The organism is Aeromonas sp. FDAARGOS 1416, from assembly GCF_019048085.1.
In the GTDB taxonomy this organism is placed as follows: Bacteria; Pseudomonadota; Gammaproteobacteria; order Enterobacterales; family Aeromonadaceae; genus Aeromonas; species Aeromonas veronii.
In genome coordinates, this window is record NZ_CP077301.1 from 3,138,843 (window position 1) to 3,154,795 (window position 15,953).

Here is a 15,953-nt window from a genome sequence, read left to right on the forward strand (position 1 = left end):
CTCCGGCTAAATGCTTGCTGGCCCTGTGCGGGCCAGCCGACGGCTTAAATGATGGCGAGGTTGCCCTTCTCTTCCAGCCATTCGCGGCGATCGCTCGCCCGCTTCTTGGCCAGCAGCATGTCCATCAGCTGCAGGGTCTCGTCAGCTGCATCCCCTTCACTCTCCCCTGCCGGATCCATGGTGAGCTGCACCAGACGGCGGGTGTTGGGATCCATGGTGGTTTCCCGCAGCTGTTTCGGGTTCATCTCACCCAGACCCTTGAATCGGGTCACCATCACCTTGCCCTTCTTCTTCTCGGCCTCAACCCGCTGCAGCACGCCGTTCTTCTCGTCCTCGTCGAGGGCGTAGTAGACCTCTTTACCGATATCGATCCGGTAGAGGGGCGGCATGGCCACATAGACGTGCCCCTTCTCCACCAGCGTGCGGAAGTGCTTCACAAACAGGGCGCAGAGCAGGGTGGCGATATGCAGACCGTCCGAGTCCGCATCCGCGAGGATGCACACCTTGCCGTAGCGCAGGCCGCTGAGATCCTCGGAGTCGGGGTCGAGCCCGATAGCGACCGAGATATCGTGCACTTCTTGTGAGGCGAGCACCTGACCAGCCTCCACCTCCCAGGTGTTCAGGATCTTGCCGCGCAGCGGCATGATGGCCTGAAACTCGCGATCCCGCGCCTGCTTGGCACTGCCGCCCGCGGAGTCACCCTCCACCAGAAACAGCTCCCCCTGCATGGGGTCGGCGCAGTTACAGTCGGTCAGCTTGCCGGGCAGCGCCGGGCCCTGGGTTATCTTCTTGCGTACCACCGTCTTGGCGGCGCGCATCCGGCGCTGGGCGCTGGAGATACAGATCTCGGCGATCTGCTCCGCCAGCTCGGTGTTACTGTTCAGATAGAGGCTGAAGGCATCCTTCACCACGCCGGAGACGAACGCCGAGCTCTGGCGGGAGGAGAGGCGCTCCTTGGTCTGACCGGCAAACTGCGGATCCTGCATCTTGATGGAGAGGATGTAGGCGCAGCGATCCCAGATATCTTCCGGAGTCAGCTTGACCCCGCGCGGCAGCAGGTTGCGGAACTCGCAGAACTCGCGCATGGCGTCGAGCAGCCCCTGACGCAGGCCGTTGACGTGAGTACCGCCCTGGGCGGTGGGAATGAGGTTCACATAGGATTCGGCGAGGCATTCGCCCCCTTCCGGCAACCAGCAGAGCGCCCAGTCTACCGCCGATTGTTCGGAGCTGAACGAGCCGATAAAAGGCTGCTCCGGCAGGCAGGTGAACTGCTTGACCGCATCGACCAGATAATCCTTGAGGCCATCTTCGTAGCACCACTCCAGCTTGATGCCGGTGTTCTTGTCGAGGAACTTGATGGTGAGGCCGGGGCAGAGCACGGCCTTGGCTTTGAGCAGGTGCTCCAGCTTGGTGACCGAGAACTTGGGCGAATCGAAGTAGCTCGCCTGCGGCCAGAAACGCACCCGGGTGCCAGTGTTGCGACGGCCGCAGGTACCGGTGATGGTCAGCTCCTGCACCTTCTCACCACGCTCGAAGGCGATGTCATAGACCTGACCGTCGCGACGTACCGTCACCTCGACCCGATCGGAGAGGGCGTTTACTACCGAAATACCCACCCCGTGCAGACCGCCGGAGAACTGGTAGTTCTTGTTGGAGAATTTGCCGCCCGCGTGCAGCTTGCAGAGGATCAGCTCCACCCCGCTGACCCCCTCTTCCGGGTGGATATCGACCGGCATTCCGCGGCCGTCGTCGATCACTTCGAGGGACTGGTCTTCATGCAGGATCACCTCCAGATTGCGGGCGTGACCTGCCAGCGCTTCATCGACGCTGTTGTCGATGACCTCCTGGCCGAGGTGATTGGGCCGGGTGGTGTCGGTATACATGCCGGGGCGGCGACGCACCGGCTCAAGGCCATTGAGGACCTCAATGGCATCCGCATTGTATTGAGTAGACATGGAGGGCCTTGCGAATTGACGTTTGGAGGGAATCTTAACTGCTAGGCGGGGGTAGAACAAACTCCCCGCACCGAAAGCTTGATCTGGAGAAGAACAAGCAGGGCGAGACCGCCCTTATTGACTCAAACCTGACTATAACCCGAGGAAACGGATGATCTGGGCGGGGTAGCGCTCGAACGCCACAAAGGCGTGGTTGCCGCCGCACTCCAGCGAGAGGCGGGCAAAGCGGTATTCATCCAGCGCCTTGCGATAGTCGAGCACCTCATCCCCCTGCTGTTGCAGGATCCAGAGTCGCTCCGGCACCGTCACCGGTACCGCCAGTGCCCGCAGCTCATCCATATGTTCAGGCCGCAGTTCGTACTGCTCACCCGTATAGGGATTGGTCTGGGGGCCGAGGTAGTCACAGAGCAGCTCGTGGGGGCGCACCGCCGGATTGATCAGCGCAGCGCGGCAGCCGTACCGCTCGCTCACCCGGGTCGCCATAAAGCCGCCGAGGGAACTACCCACGGCGCCGAGCTTGAATTCACTACCATAACGACGCTGCAGGTCGGCAATGGTCTGCTCGATAGCCGCCCAAGCCGCCGCTGGCGTATTGGGCTGGGCTGGAATGACCACCTCAATGTCGGGCCGATTGGCGGCCACCCAGGCAGCCATCTGCTGCGCCTTGGCGGAGCCCGGTGAGGAGTTGAAACCGTGCAGATAAAGGAGAACCGACTTCATGCAATGCTCTCCTCAATAACCGGTGGCGTTGGGGTCGGGCACAAACTGCCCCACCGGCAGGCGCCACACCTCGCTGGCCACCCGCCCATCCGGATAGAGGGTGAGATAGCGCCAGCCCGGGCCGGATTCATCCAGCGCGAAGCCGTCGGATAGCGGTTTGAACTGGATGCAGGTGGAGGGGCTGGCAATCAGCCGCACCCCGCGGTGCACCTCGTCAAACTCCTGATGGACGTGGCCAAACAGGATGGTCTTCTGCTGCGGATGACGAGCCAGCACGGCAAACAGATCATCGGCATTCTTGAGATTATGCTGATCCAGCCAGGCGCAGCCCACCGGCACCGCCTGATGGTGCAGGGTGATAAGGGCGTGGCGATCAGGATATTGGCGCAGAGCACGGTCGAGGGCGGCCAGCTGGTGATCGCCAATCATGCCGTGGGGTTTGCCGCGCACCTGGGTGTCGAGCAGGATCACCTGCCAGTGGTCGCCCACCAGCTGTTTGGATTCGCTGATCCCGGCGGCATGGAGATATTCGGTCATCAGCGGGCTGTCATCGTGATTGCCCGGCAGCCAGTAGATGGGGCGGCCCAGGGGCGCCATCATGGAGGCGAAACGCTGATAGGATTCCGGGCTGTGATCCTGCGACAGATCGCCGGTCGCCAGAATCACCTCGTAGGGGTGTTCATTGGCCTGCACCTGTTCCAGCACGGCGGCCAGACTCTCTGCGGTGCGCACAGCCAACAGCCGCCCTTCGGCACTCGCGAAGAGGTGGGTGTCGGTAATTTGCAACAGGCGCACACTGCCGTCCTGCGCCTGGGGGAGCTCTGTTTCCAAAATCACGCTTCTTTTTATTTGTTCAACTGGAGATATTGATCGGGCTGGTACCATGTCTGAGACAAAATTTTAGCCATTCGGCCAGAAACAGATTTACCTGCTCCTTTTCGTCCCGCTGGTGCATCTTTTTATTGGGATAATCATAACGTGGTTGCAAACGGGAAATCTGTTGCGCTGCACACACTTCCGCCATCCGCACATCATGATACAAACGAATCTCTATCTGAGCTTGTAAATATTCGGGCAATTCGGGGTTGTGCTGGCTCAGGATCACCTGATTGGTGAAGCGACTCTCGCCAATGATGGTGAGCTGGAACTGCAGATCGTTGCCGACCCGATAGCGGCGCTCGGCCCCGACTTCCCCATCTGGCGGCAGCAGTTTCATCAACGCCATGTAATTGACCTCGCAGGTACGCTGCAAGGACATCAGATCAGGCACATAGCGCCTGCTCTGTTGCAGGGTCAGCGCCACCTCAGCGATCCGCCAGCCAGCGGGCGCGCAGCTCGCCATGGTTGAGGGCCAGCCACTGCAGGGCAATGACCGAGGCCGCATTGTCGATGCGCCCCTCTTTCAGCCAGGCATAGGCCTGTTCGCGGCTCACCACGTGCACCCTGATATCCTCGCCCTCATCCGCCAGACCGTGCAGCCCCTCGGCCTTGCAGGCATCCACCTCGCCCACAAAGACCTCGATCCGTTCAGTACTGCCGCCCGGGCTCACCAGATAGCTGATGGCATGCTCGCAGCGGGCCACCTCGATCCCGGCCTCTTCCACCGCTTCGCGGCGCACCACCGCCTCGGCGGTCTCCCCTTCGTCGATAATGCCGGCCACCAGCTCCAGCAGCCAGGGGGTCGGACTGGTCTCCATGGCGCCGATACGGAACTGCTCCACCAGCACGATCTGGTCGCGTACCGGATCATAGGGCAGCAGCGCGGCAGCATGGCCCCGCTCGAACAGCTCGCGCACGATGGGCTGATTCCAGCCGCCAGCAAATAACCGATGCTGCAAACGATAGACATTCACCTTGAAGAAGCCGTTATATCCAGCTGATTTTTCAATGATTTTCACATCATCGGCGGCGTAATGCCGATCTTGCGGCAAGGGTTGCTGCGACATCCGGGGCTCCCGTCAGCTTGACTTGTATCAGTTTGACCATAAAATCCGAGGAACATGAATGAACGTTCATTCACTCGGCGTGCCATGGTAATGAGGGGTGGATTTTAGCAGCCGCAGACCATTTGGCTAGGCGCGCGGGGAGAAAACTGCGTCCGGTTCTTGACGTTCCCGTCACCGGACCTGAGACTCTTAGCATTAAATTTTGCTTATAGTAGAGTGATTAAGCTGCAATCAAGCTTGGTCGGTGACAATATTTGCCTCTCCAGCAACCAGTTTGGGTTACTACATAAGGTTAAAACGATCTATGAAAAGAACACTTTTGTCAGTCATGGTGTTGCTGGGCGTCAGTGCCGGTGCCCATGCCGAAAACCTGCTCGACATCTACCAGCAAGCCCAGATCAAAGACCCGCAGTTGCTGCAGTCCAAAGCCGTTCGCGACCAGGCCTTCGAGAAGATCAACGAATCCCGCGCCCCTCTGCTGCCCCAGATCGATCTGGGTGCCGGGCTCAATTATCTGCAAAACAAGAACGATACCCAGAGCAATACCAACGCCAAGGGTGAAGTGACGCTGTCGCAATCCCTCTATCGTCGCAGTAACTGGGTCAATCTGGATATCAGCGAGAAGCAGGCCACTCAGTCAGATGTCGCCTACAACCTCGAAATCCAGAACCTGATGGTGCGCACCGCCAAAGCCTACTTTGATGTGCTCAAGGCGATGGATACCCTGGAGTTCGTCCGTGCCAACAAGGTTGCGGTAGAGCGTCAGCTGGAGCAAACCCAGCAGCGTTTCGAAGTGGGCCTGACCGCCATCACCGACGTCCATGAAGCAGAAGCCTCTCGCGACCAGGCGCTGGCTGACGAGATCAATGCAGAAAACTCGCTGGACAACAGCTACGAGACCCTGCGCGAGCTGACCGGTGTTGATCACCGCAACCTGGACATCCTCAACACCGATCGCTTCAGCCCGCAAAAGACTGCCTTCGGTTCCGACAAGTGGCTGGAGCTGGCGCTGGACAAGAACCTGCAACTGCACAGTGCCCGCATCAGCAAGGACATTGCCAAGGAGCAGATCGATCTGGCCAAGACCGGCCATGAGCCGACGCTGGATCTGGATGCCGGACTGCAAACCAGCAATACCGATTACAAGCTGGATAGCATGCCGGGCGGCAATGACAATCAGGCCAATATCGGTCTGACCTTCAAGCTGCCCATCTACAGCGGTGGCGCCACCAGCTCCAAGGTGAAGCAGGCTCAATACAACTACGTAGCGGCCAGCGAACTGCTTGAGAAGAACTTCCGCTCGGTGCAGAGCACAGTGCGCTCCTCCTACAACAACGTGAACGCCAGCATCGGCTCGGTGCGCGCCTACAGCCAGTCTGTGGTCTCCGCCGACAGCGCCCTGAAGGCGACCGAAGCCGGTTACGAAGTGGGTACCCGTACCATCGTCGACGTGCTGGACTCCACTCGCAAGCTGTACGAGGCCAAGCAGAAGCTCTCCGAAGCCCGATACAACTACATTCTCAATATCCTGAGCCTGAAACAGGCTGCCGGTATTCTGGAAGCGCAGGACCTGGTGGAAGTGAACCAGGGTCTGATGCCTGCCACGGCAAAAGCCAAAGGCTGATAGCCGCTATCGGACATGAAAAAGGCGACCGCAAGGTCGCCTTTTTGTTATCCGTATTTCTGCCGGCTTGCAGCCGCCGATAGCGAGCCCCGCCAGATTGCGGGGCCAGCAGCGCGTTAGCCGCGCTCGCGGATCGTCTTGATGATGTCGGTGGTGGAGCAGCCATCCTCGAAGTTGAGGACGCGTACCTCGCCGCCGTTGGCAGTCACCTCGGCGTAACCGGCAATATCTTCCGGCTTGTAATCGCCGCCCTTGACCAGCAGATCCGGCAGGATCTCGGCGATCAGGCGCTGCGGGGTATCCTCGGAGAAGGGCACAACCCAATCCACCGCGCCCAGCGCAGCCAGTACGGCCATGCGGCGCTCGGTCGGGTTGACCGGACGACCCGGCCCTTTCAGACGGCGAACCGACTCGTCGGTGTTGACCGCCACGATCAGGCGATCCCCCAGCTTGCCCGCGTTGGCCAGATAGGAGACATGGCCGGCATGCAGGATGTCGAAGCAGCCGTTGGTCATCACCACTTTCTCGCCACGCAGACGGGCGGCACGAACTGCCACTTTCAGCTGGGCTTCAGACATGACGCCGAAGCCTGTCTCCTGCTCGGTGTAGAGGGCGTTGGCCAACTCGACCGGACTGACGGTAGAGGTACCCAGCTTGCCGACCACGATACCGGCGGCGGTATTGGCCAGCGCACAGGCTTCGTCCAGGCTCTTGCCTGCGGCCAGCGAGGTGGCCAGGGTAGAGATCACGGTATCACCGGCACCGGTCACATCATAAACCTCGTGGGCCTGAGCCGGCAGATGCAGCTCCGGCTGACCTTCGCGGATCAGGGTCATGCCGTTCTCGGAACGGGTGACCAGCAGGGCATCCAGCTCGAAGCGCTTGACCAGATCCAGCCCCTTGGCGACCAGCTCCTCTTCGCTCTTCACCTTGCCCACTACAGCCTCGAACTCGGACATGTTGGGGGTCAGCAGAGTGGCGCCGCGATACTTCTCGAAGTCGGTTCCCTTAGGATCGACCAGCACCGGAATGCCGGCGGCGCGGGCGCGCTGGATCATGCCGGGCACATCGTTGAGGGCCCCCTTGCCGTAGTCGGAGAGGATCATCACGTCGCTGTTGGGCAGCGCCTGCTCGACCTTGCTCACCAGCAGGGTGGAGTCGACAGCGTGGAACCCCTCTTCGAAATCGAGGCGCAGCAGTTGCTGGTTGCGCGACAGCACGCGCAGCTTGGTGATAGTCGGGAAGTCGGCCAGACGAACGAAATCACAGGCCACCTTGACGCCAGCCATCTGACCTGCCAGCGCATCGGCCGCTTCATCCTGACCGGTCAGGCCAAGCAGCACGGCATGAGCGCCAAGGGCGGCGGAGTTGAGGGCAACGTTGGCGGCACCGCCCGGACGCTCCTCAATGTGTTCAACCTTGACCACGGGCACCGGTGCCTCGGGGGAGATCCGGCCGGTGGGGCCATGCCAGTAACGGTCCAACATGACATCGCCAACGACCAGAACGCGGGCTTTTTCAAAATCGGGCAGGGTGATCTTCATCTGTATCGACTCTCAAAACCTGAAAAATCAGTCGCCGATTTTATCACACTCTTTTATTTGAGGGAGAAAAAGCAAACCTGTGGTTTCCATTAAGAACGCGGCAGGAAACCCATAGTTACCCTTCGCGCCACACGGACAAGACACAAGCAGCCCCTCTGACCAGCACACAGCCATTCGCCCCCGCCCCCCCTTTTCGGCTAGAATCCCCCGATTGTGTTTGCGAACAAGAGATTAGCCATGGCCCATGACAACGCTCCCCGCCTGGAGCCCCGCCTGTTTCATCCCCGTTACTGGGCCAGCTGGTTCGGCCTCGGCCTGCTCTGGCTGCTGACCCTGCTGCCGTGGCGTAGCCAGATGTGGCTGGGCCGTCAGCTCGGTCGTCTCGCTGCCAGGATATTGAAGTCCCGGGTCAAGATTGCCCGTCGCAATCTGGAGCTGGCGATGCCCGAACTGACCCGGGATGAGCGGGAGAAACTGCTTAAGGCAAACTTCGAGAGCGTGGGCTGCGCCGTGTTCGAGGTGGGGATCGCCTGGTTCTGGCCAGACTGGCGGATGCGCAACCTGATGAAGGTGGAAGGGGAAGAACACGTCATCGCCGCCATGGAAAAAGGTCAGGGCATGCTGCTGCTCTCCTGCCACTTCCTGACGCTTGAACTCAACGCCCGCTGTTTCGGGCTGGTGCGCCCCGGGGTCGGTGTCTATCGCCCCAACACCAACCCGGTGCTGGAGTATGCCCAGTACCACGGGCGCTGTGCCTCCAACAAATATCTGGTAGACCGGATGGATGTGAAGGGGATGATCAAGGCGCTGCGCAACGGCGACGCCCTCTGGTACGCGCCGGATCACGACTACGGCAGCCACGCCAGCGTGTTCGTGCCCTACTTCGCGGTAGAGCAGGCCGCCACCATCACCGGCACCGCCACCTTGGCGCGGGTGAAGAATACCGTCACCCTGCCTTGCTACAACATCCGCACCAGCGAGGGTTACACCCTGCATATCGGCGCGCCGCTCGCCGACTACCCCAGCGGGGATGACATGGTTGATGCCGCCCGCGCCAACCGCGAGATTGAAGCCGCCGTGCGCAAGGCGCCGGAGCAGTACATGTGGCTCCATCGCCGCTTCAAGACCCGCCCCTCTCCCGAGGATGCCGGCTTCTACTGAGCCGCCGCCTCGACAGGGGCCAGATCGCAAAAACCGACAAACCGCCTGCTGGCGGTTTGTTTTTATCTGCTGTCTGGCCTGCGCGGCAAGCAAGCGCCCCGAACGTCGGCCGCGCAATCACATCCTGCATGTTGGCGCCCATTCCCATCAATCAGCCGCAAAAGAGCCCTCATCACCAACCGTAAAAACTGAAAGCGGGTTACAAATTTATTGATTCATTGATAAGCAATGGAGTGTTTCGATAGATCCATCGTCACCACCCGCTGATGAGTGACTGAGTAATTTGTCCCATTCGAATACAAAAGTCGAATTTGTGACGCCAATCACCATCCCACAAGAGGGACACAAAGTAACTTTAGTGATTTAAGTCACAAAAAATGACCATGCAAAACAGGAAAGATCGAAATGTAGCCGAATTACAGCATGGGTATGTGATGTGGATCACTGGTTATGGAGGGGGTATGGCTGGGTATCTGAGAGCTCGATCACAAGACACCCCGTTTTCAGCCTAATTTGATCGCAAGCTGGTAGATTGAAGTTGCTTAGACGACCGGGATGGCGGTTCGGCAAAACCGGCCATCCCGACTACCACTTTTAATCAAACAGGCTTAAAACGGGGTCCCGACATGTTATCACCGGATACCAAAGTCAAGATACAGAATTTTGGACGCTTCCTGTCCAATATGGTCATGCCCAACATAGGCGCCTTTATCGCCTGGGGCTTTATCACCGCCCTCTTCATTCCCACCGGCTGGCTGCCCAATGAAACCTTGGCCAAGCTGGTCGGCCCCATGATCACCTACCTGCTGCCGCTGCTGATCGGCTACACCGGCGGCAAACTGATGGGCGGTGAGCGCGGCGGCGTGGTCGGTGCCATCACCACCATGGGTGTCATCGTGGGAACCGATATCCCCATGTTCATGGGTGCCATGATGGTCGGCCCGCTCGGTGGCTGGGCCATCAAGCGCTTCGACAAGGCGATGGAAGGTCGCGTCAAGAGCGGCTTCGAGATGCTGGTCAACAACTTCTCCGCCGGCCTCATCGGCATGCTGCTGGCAATCCTCGCCTTCTTCGTGATCGGCCCCTTCGTCAAGGTGCTCTCCGGCGTGCTGGCCGGTGGCGTCGGCTTCCTGGTGGATAACCACATGCTGCCGCTCACCTCCATCTTTGTCGAGCCGGCCAAGATCCTGTTCCTCAACAACGCTATCAACCACGGCATCTTCTCGCCGCTGGGGATCCAGCAGGCGACCGAGCACGGCAGCTCTATCTTCTTCCTGATTGAAGCAAACCCGGGCCCGGGCATGGGCGTGCTGCTGGCCTACATGGTGTTCGGCCGCGGTGCCGCCAAGCAGTCCGCTGCAGGTGCCTCCATCATTCACTTCTTCGGCGGCATCCACGAGATCTACTTCCCGTATGTGCTGATGAACCCGCGCCTCATTCTGGCTGTGATCGCCGGCGGCATGACCGGGGTCTTTACCCTGACCCTGTTCAATGCTGGTCTGGTCTCCCCTGCCTCACCGGGCTCCATTTTCGCCGTGCTGTTGATGACGCCGAAAGCCTCCCTGATCGGGGTCGCCCTCTCCATCATCAGCGCCACTCTGGTCTCCTTCCTGGTCGCCGCCGTGTTCGTCCGCGCCCAGCAGCCGGAAGCCGATGAGGCCGATGCTCTCGGTGAAGCCACTCGCAAGATGAAAGCCATGAAGGGCGGCAAGCCCGAGACCGCAGCGACCAAGAAACCGGGCGGCGAGCTGATGGCAGTGCGCAATATCGTGGTCGCCTGCGATGCGGGCATGGGTTCCAGCGCCATGGGCGCCGGCATGCTGCGCAAGCGGGTACAGGCCGCCGGGCTCGACATCAGCGTCACCAACCGCGCCATCGATCAGCTCGACGATCAGGTGGACTGGGTCATCACCCACAAGGATTTGACCGAGCGGGCCCGTCGCCATGCGCCACATGCCCACCATATCTCGCTCACCAACTTCCTCGACAACGGCCTCTATCAGGAGCTGGTACAGCGTCTGACTCAAGCCGCCAACGATGATGTCGCCAACCCGCAGCTGCTGGTGGCCGCCAACGACGACAGCTATGAGCCGCAAGCGGCCGAAGTGTTCACCCTGAGCCGTCATGACGTGCATCTGGGACTGAAAGCAGACAACAAGGAGGCCGCCATCCTGACCGCAGGCCGACTACTGGCGGAGCGCGGCTACGTGGCGCCCGACTACGTCAACGCCATGCTGGAACGTGAACAGCTGGTCTCCACCTACCTCGGCGAATCCATCGCCGTGCCCCACGGCACCATCGCCGCCAAGGAGTTTGTGAAGCGTACCGGCATCGTCATCTGCCAGTACCCGGCCGGGGTCGCCTTTGGCGAAGCTGCCGATGAGGTGGCGCGGCTGGTGATCGGTATCGCCGCTCGCAACGACGAACACATGCAGGTGATAACCCGCCTGACCAATGCACTGGATGAACCCGGTCTCATCGACCGGCTGGCCAGCACCACGGATCCCCAGGCCTTCCTGGATCTGCTGGGTGCCGAACAGGCTGCGTAATCATCTTTCATCGTCTTTGGTTCAAGAGGTTAATATCATGAAAACATTGCATTTTGGTGCTGGTAACATCGGTCGCGGCTTTATCGGCAAAGTGCTGGCGGATGCCAGCCATCAGGTCACCTTCGCCGACGTCAACGACACCCTGATCGACCAGCTCAACCACCGCCAGGAGTACAAGGTCCATGTAGTAGGGGCGGATCAGAAGCTGGACGTGGTGCGCAACGTGGCGGCGGTCAGTTCCGCCGGTCACGAGGTGATCGCCCGCATCATCACCGCCGATCTGGTCACCACGGCTGTAGGCCCCAACATTCTGGACAAGATTGCCAGCACCCTGGCCAAGGGGCTGCAGGCCCGTTTCGATGCCGGCAACCTGACCCCGCTCAACGTCATCGCCTGCGAAAACATGGTGCGCGGCACCAGCCACCTCAAGCGGGAGGTACTCAAGTACCTGCCGGTCGCGTATCATGCCACGCTCGAATCCTGTATCGGCTTCGTCGACTCGGCGGTGGATCGCATCGTGCCGCCCGCCGCGGCTGCCAACGATGACCCGCTGGAAGTGACGGTAGAGAGCTTCAGCGAGTGGATCGTCGACCAGACCCAGTTCAAGGGGGAACTGCCACAGGTGGCGGGCATGGAGCCCACCGACAACCTGATGGCCTTCGTCGAGCGCAAGCTGTTCACCCTCAACACCGGCCACATCGTCACCGCCTATCTCGGCAAGCTGAGGGGCTACCGCACAGTGCGCGAGGCGATCGAGGATCCGGTGATCCGCAGCAAGGTACGCCGCGCCATGGAGGAGAGCGGTGCCGTGCTGGTAAAACGCTATGGCTTCGACCCGCGCCTGCACGCCGCCTATATCGAGAAGATCCTGGCCCGCTTCGCCAACCCCTATCTGGTGGACGAGATTGACCGGGTCGGCCGTCAGCCACTGCGCAAGCTGGCGGCGGGGGATCGACTGGTGAAGCCGCTGCTCGGCACCCTGGAGTACGGCCTGCCGAGCGATCAGTTGCAGGAGGGGATCGCCGCGGCGCTCCACTATCGCAATGCCGATGACCCGCAGGCGGTGGAGCTGCAAGCCCTGCTGGCGGAGCTTGGCCCGGCCAAAGCGCTGGCCCGCGTCACCGGACTTGATGCAGAGAGCGAAGTGGTTCGCGCCATCGTCGCCCGTTACGAAACCCTGTAATAACCCTGCTTGCGGCGCATTCAGCCACCACTGATAGCGCGCCAAGCGCTTGAATGGCAAGGGAATGTGCCCCATATGATAAAAACCGGGAGAGAGGCTGACTCTCTCCCTGTCAGCTGGACCCAATGCACCTATGACCACACACCAGGAAGATGAAGTACTGGAACGACTGAACGAGCAGGATGGCCCCCGCGGCTTCTTTCTCGAAGCCGTGACCATCCTGGAAGAGGCGGTCGACTCCCTGATGCGACGCGCGTTCCGTCAGGAGGAGTATGCCGTCAAATACGCCATCGAACCCCTGCTCAACCAGAGCGGCCCCCTTGGCCAGCTGGAGGTGCGCCTCAAGCTCATCTTCGCCCTCGGCCTCATCTCACTCGAGCGCTATCAGGATATCGAAGCCTATATCAAGATCCGCGACTTTCTGGTGCGCGACCCCAAGGATTACCGCTTCAGCGACAAGCCGATCCGCGATCTGCTCGACCGCCTGCACGGGGTCAATCAGGGCGGCATGATGAAGCTGGAGCCCCCCGCCAGCGAAGAGGATTGGGCCTTCTACCAGATGCAGCTCAACCGGCTCGATCAGATGGTGCGCTCCGCACTGGTACTGGCGCTGGCCGACTGTGTCGGCGAACTCCACAAGGAGAGCCCCATCTAATCCGGCCCCGAGGCCACCCCGTCACCACGGTTGGCGTCTGGCTGGCGCCCTTTACACCAGCGCCAGCCACCATGACGCCGACTGTCGCACATCTCCCCATACCGGCCATGACGCACGCTCCTTCGGGTGTCAATCTGACCAACTTAGCCACTACACTAGCTCCATACTCACTGCCTGAATCGAGGTCTGCATGATTGCCCTCTCTCTGGCCGGGATCGCCCTGGTCTCCGTGCTGGCCCAATGGCTTGCCTGGTCGCTGCGGGTACCCGCCATCCTGTTTCTGCTGCTCACCGGCCTGACCCTGGGCCCGGTCAGTGGACTGCTCGATCCCGATGCCCTGCTCGGGGATCTGCTGTTCCCGCTGGTCTCCCTGTCGGTGGCTATCATCCTGTTCGAGGGGGCGCTGACCCTCCATCTGGCCGAGCTCAAGGGGATCGGCAAGGTGGTGCGCAACCTCTGCTCCACCGGCATGCTGGTCAGCTTCGCCGTCATCGGCAGCGCCAGTTACTTCCTGCTGGGACTGGACTGGCGGGTCGCCACCATGCTCGGCGCGGTACTGGTGGTAACGGGCCCTACCGTGATCGCCCCCATGCTCAACGTGATCCGCCCCACCCGGGAAGTGGACCGCATACTGCGCTGGGAGGGGATAGTCATAGATCCCATCGGTGCCCTGTTTGCGGTACTGGTGTTCGAGGCGGTACGCCTCGGCAGTCAGGGCGATCTGCTCAGTCACACCCTGCTGGCGCTGGGCAAGACAGTGCTGGTCGGTTCCCTGATCGGGGTGGTGGCAGGCTGGCTCACCACACTGCTGATCCGCAAGGACTGGCTGCCGGTCAGCCTGCACAAGTTCGGCGTGCTGGCGCTGGTGCTGGTCACCTTCAGCCTCTCCAACTGGCTCAGTCACGAATCCGGCCTGCTGGCGGTGACCGTGTTCGGCATCTGGCTCGCCAATCAGGAGGGGCTGGATCTGGAGGAGGTACTGGCATTCAAGGAAGATCTCGCCGTCATCCTCATATCCAGCCTGTTTATCCTGCTGGCGGCACGCCTCGATCTGGCCCAGCTCTGGCAGCTCGGCCCCATGGTGCTGGTACTGCTGTGCGTGGTGCAGTTTGTGGCACGACCGCTCTGCATCCTGGTCTCGACCTGGGGCTCGGATCTCTCCTGGCGGGCTCGCGCCCTGCTGAGCTGGATCGCCCCGCGCGGTATCGTTGCGGCGGCAGTCAGCGCCTCGTTCGCCATCAGCCTGCATCAGGCCGAGATCCCCGATGCCGACAAGCTGGTGCCGCTGGTATTTGCGGTAATCATCTCCACCGTGGTGTTGCAGAGCCTTACCTCGGCACCGCTGGCCAGCCTGCTCAAGATGCGCCAGAGCGCCCCCAATACCTGGCTCATCATAGGGGCCAACTCGGTGGCGCGGGCCATCGGCCGGGCGCTGGCGGATCAGGGGGTGCCGGTACAGCTCTGCGATCCCGCCTGGGAGTTCTGCAAACAGGCGCGGATGAGCAACCTCCCCTGCTATTTCGGCAACCCCCAGTCGGAACATGCCGAGCTGCACCTGCCGCTTACCAGCATCAGTACCGTGCTGGCACTCTCCCCCAACCGCCACAACAACGCCCTCGGGGTGCTGCACTTCGCCCACCTCTACGGCGAGGAGCAGGTCTACTCCCTGCGCTCCAGCGAGCAGCACGGCAAGGCCAACCGGGAGAGCGCCACCTTTCGCGCTCGCCAGAACCTGTTCGGCCCCGACATCAACTATGCCCGGCTGAGCGGCCTGTTGAGCCGGGGTGGCCAGCTCAAGGCGACCCGCCTGAGCGAGGCGTTCGACTGGGCCCAGTATCAGACCGCCAATCCCGGCGCCATCCCGCTGTTCATCATGGATGGCAAGGGCAAGCCCCAGATCGTCACCGGCCCCGTCACCCCGCAGGCGGGTGAGCTGCTGATCGCCCTGCAGCCGCCCAGAGAGCAGGGTACCGAATGAGCGAGGCCAACCACAATCCGCTGATCGCCCCTCTGCTGGTGCTGCTGCAACAGGCGGCGGGCAGCTACAAGGTGCATGAACTGATGGCGGCTCTGCGCCAGCAGGGGGCGATCCCCCGGCTGGCCGACGACGAGCAGTTGCAGCTGTTTCGGGTCAACTTCCTGATCATGAACGCCCTCTACCAGTTGCAAGCCGAGCTTTATGAAGAGGGTTGGTGGCTGGTGATCAGCACTCTGGATATCCGGCTCGAACCGCTGGCCGGGAACCAGGAGGCCAACCACGGCTTTGCCCTTGGCGAAAATCTGCGTAGCTACTATCTCGACTGGCAGGTGTTCTGGCAGACCGACCGTGCCGAAGTTGAGGCCCTGCTCAACCGCTTCTGGCGCGCTTATGACGGTGAGGGGCACAAAGCCGAGGCGCTGGCACTGTTTGACCTGAATGAAGGGGAGAGTCAGGAGGCAATCCGCCGCCGCTGGCGGGAGCTGGCACTGCAGCACCATCCGGATCGGGGCGGCAATGCCGAGAGCTTTGTCCGCATCCGCTGGGCATGGGAGGTCCTGCGGGGATGATCCCGTTGCCGCACCACTGTTGCCGCACATAAAGGGCAGGCATAGACTGGAGCTGGATATTCCCCACAG

The 15,953-nt window shown here is 61.2% G+C and carries 13 protein-coding genes; 7 read left to right on the forward strand and 6 right to left on the reverse strand.

What is annotated here, in order from left to right; translation table 11 throughout:
- Nucleotides 1–44: 44 nt before the first annotated feature.
- From parE to nudF, 5 genes are all read right to left on the reverse strand, one after another.
- Nucleotides 45–1,955, reverse strand: coding sequence for a DNA topoisomerase IV subunit B (gene parE / locus I6L46_RS14085; RefSeq protein ID WP_167557663.1), 1,911 nt, complete (start codon nt 1,953–1,955; stop codon nt 45–47).
- A 132-nt stretch (nt 1,956–2,087) separates the two neighbouring features.
- Complete coding sequence (locus I6L46_RS14090) at nt 2,088–2,675, reverse strand: YqiA/YcfP family alpha/beta fold hydrolase (protein WP_167557664.1); 588 nt, start codon at nt 2,673–2,675, stop codon at nt 2,088–2,090.
- Between the two features lie 12 nt (nt 2,676–2,687).
- On the reverse strand, nt 2,688–3,506 hold the full coding sequence (cpdA, locus tag I6L46_RS14095) for a 3',5'-cyclic-AMP phosphodiesterase (protein WP_041202814.1): 819 nt from the start codon (nt 3,504–3,506) through the stop codon (nt 2,688–2,690).
- Nucleotides 3,507–3,528: 22 nt separating this feature from the next.
- On the reverse strand, nt 3,529–3,978 hold the full coding sequence (locus I6L46_RS14100) for a DUF1249 domain-containing protein (RefSeq protein WP_005335899.1): 450 nt from the start codon (nt 3,976–3,978) through the stop codon (nt 3,529–3,531).
- Nucleotide 3,979: 1 nt separating this feature from the next.
- Nucleotides 3,980–4,621, reverse strand: coding sequence for an ADP-ribose diphosphatase (gene nudF, locus I6L46_RS14105; RefSeq protein WP_216976035.1), 642 nt, complete (start codon nt 4,619–4,621; stop codon nt 3,980–3,982).
- A 304-nt stretch (nt 4,622–4,925) separates the two neighbouring features.
- On the opposite strand from nudF, the gene tolC reads away from it, so the two are divergent.
- Nucleotides 4,926–6,245 (forward strand): outer membrane channel protein TolC, encoded by a 1,320-nt coding sequence (tolC, locus tag I6L46_RS14110; RefSeq protein ID WP_216976037.1) that lies wholly within the window; start codon nt 4,926–4,928, stop codon nt 6,243–6,245.
- A 116-nt stretch (nt 6,246–6,361) separates the two neighbouring features.
- Here tolC and hldE read toward each other — a convergent pair whose 3' ends face one another.
- The gene (gene hldE / locus I6L46_RS14115; RefSeq protein ID WP_216976039.1) at nt 6,362–7,789 is read right to left on the reverse strand and encodes a bifunctional D-glycero-beta-D-manno-heptose-7-phosphate kinase/D-glycero-beta-D-manno-heptose 1-phosphate adenylyltransferase HldE; all 1,428 of its coding nucleotides are present in this window, start codon (nt 7,787–7,789) and stop codon (nt 6,362–6,364) included.
- Between the two features lie 237 nt (nt 7,790–8,026).
- Between hldE and lpxL the strand changes: the two genes are divergently transcribed.
- From lpxL to I6L46_RS14145, 6 genes are all read left to right on the forward strand, one after another.
- Complete coding sequence (gene lpxL, locus I6L46_RS14120; protein ID WP_021231687.1) at nt 8,027–8,950, forward strand: LpxL/LpxP family Kdo(2)-lipid IV(A) lauroyl/palmitoleoyl acyltransferase; 924 nt, start codon at nt 8,027–8,029, stop codon at nt 8,948–8,950.
- Nucleotides 8,951–9,576: 626 nt separating this feature from the next.
- Complete coding sequence (locus tag I6L46_RS14125; RefSeq protein WP_216976040.1) at nt 9,577–11,499, forward strand: PTS mannitol transporter subunit IICBA; 1,923 nt, start codon at nt 9,577–9,579, stop codon at nt 11,497–11,499.
- Between the two features lie 37 nt (nt 11,500–11,536).
- Nucleotides 11,537–12,682 (forward strand): mannitol-1-phosphate 5-dehydrogenase, encoded by a 1,146-nt coding sequence (locus I6L46_RS14130; RefSeq protein WP_216976042.1) that lies wholly within the window; start codon nt 11,537–11,539, stop codon nt 12,680–12,682.
- Between the two features lie 133 nt (nt 12,683–12,815).
- Nucleotides 12,816–13,337, forward strand: a complete 522-nt coding sequence (locus tag I6L46_RS14135; protein ID WP_005335907.1) for an MltR family transcriptional regulator — start codon at nt 12,816–12,818, stop codon at nt 13,335–13,337.
- Between the two features lie 190 nt (nt 13,338–13,527).
- The gene (locus I6L46_RS14140) at nt 13,528–15,315 is read left to right on the forward strand and encodes a sodium:proton antiporter (RefSeq protein WP_216976044.1); all 1,788 of its coding nucleotides are present in this window, start codon (nt 13,528–13,530) and stop codon (nt 15,313–15,315) included.
- On the forward strand, nt 15,312–15,884 hold the full coding sequence (locus I6L46_RS14145) for a DNA-J related domain-containing protein (RefSeq protein WP_216976046.1): 573 nt from the start codon (nt 15,312–15,314) through the stop codon (nt 15,882–15,884). Before I6L46_RS14140 ends, I6L46_RS14145 begins: the two co-directional genes overlap by 4 nt.
- Nucleotides 15,885–15,953 lie beyond the last annotated feature (69 nt).

Excerpts from the sequence above, each read along its gene's own strand:
- I6L46_RS14145 (WP_216976046.1), top strand. The coding sequence starts at position 15,312 with ATGAGCGAGGCCAACCACAATCCGCTGATCGCCCCTCTGCTGGTGCTG.
- I6L46_RS14135 (WP_005335907.1), top strand. The coding sequence starts at position 12,816 with ATGACCACACACCAGGAAGATGAAGTACTGGAACGACTGAACGAGCAG.
- nudF (WP_216976035.1), bottom strand. The coding sequence starts at position 4,621 with ATGTCGCAGCAACCCTTGCCGCAAGATCGGCATTACGCCGCCGATGAT.
- parE (WP_167557663.1), bottom strand. The coding sequence starts at position 1,955 with ATGTCTACTCAATACAATGCGGATGCCATTGAGGTCCTCAATGGCCTT.
- I6L46_RS14130 (WP_216976042.1), top strand. The coding sequence starts at position 11,537 with ATGAAAACATTGCATTTTGGTGCTGGTAACATCGGTCGCGGCTTTATC.
- tolC (WP_216976037.1), top strand. The coding sequence starts at position 4,926 with ATGAAAAGAACACTTTTGTCAGTCATGGTGTTGCTGGGCGTCAGTGCC.
- I6L46_RS14140 (WP_216976044.1), top strand. The coding sequence starts at position 13,528 with ATGATTGCCCTCTCTCTGGCCGGGATCGCCCTGGTCTCCGTGCTGGCC.
- I6L46_RS14090 (WP_167557664.1), bottom strand. The coding sequence starts at position 2,675 with ATGAAGTCGGTTCTCCTTTATCTGCACGGTTTCAACTCCTCACCGGGC.
- I6L46_RS14125 (WP_216976040.1), top strand. The coding sequence starts at position 9,577 with ATGTTATCACCGGATACCAAAGTCAAGATACAGAATTTTGGACGCTTC.
- hldE (WP_216976039.1), bottom strand. The coding sequence starts at position 7,789 with ATGAAGATCACCCTGCCCGATTTTGAAAAAGCCCGCGTTCTGGTCGTT.
- lpxL (WP_021231687.1), top strand. The coding sequence starts at position 8,027 with ATGGCCCATGACAACGCTCCCCGCCTGGAGCCCCGCCTGTTTCATCCC.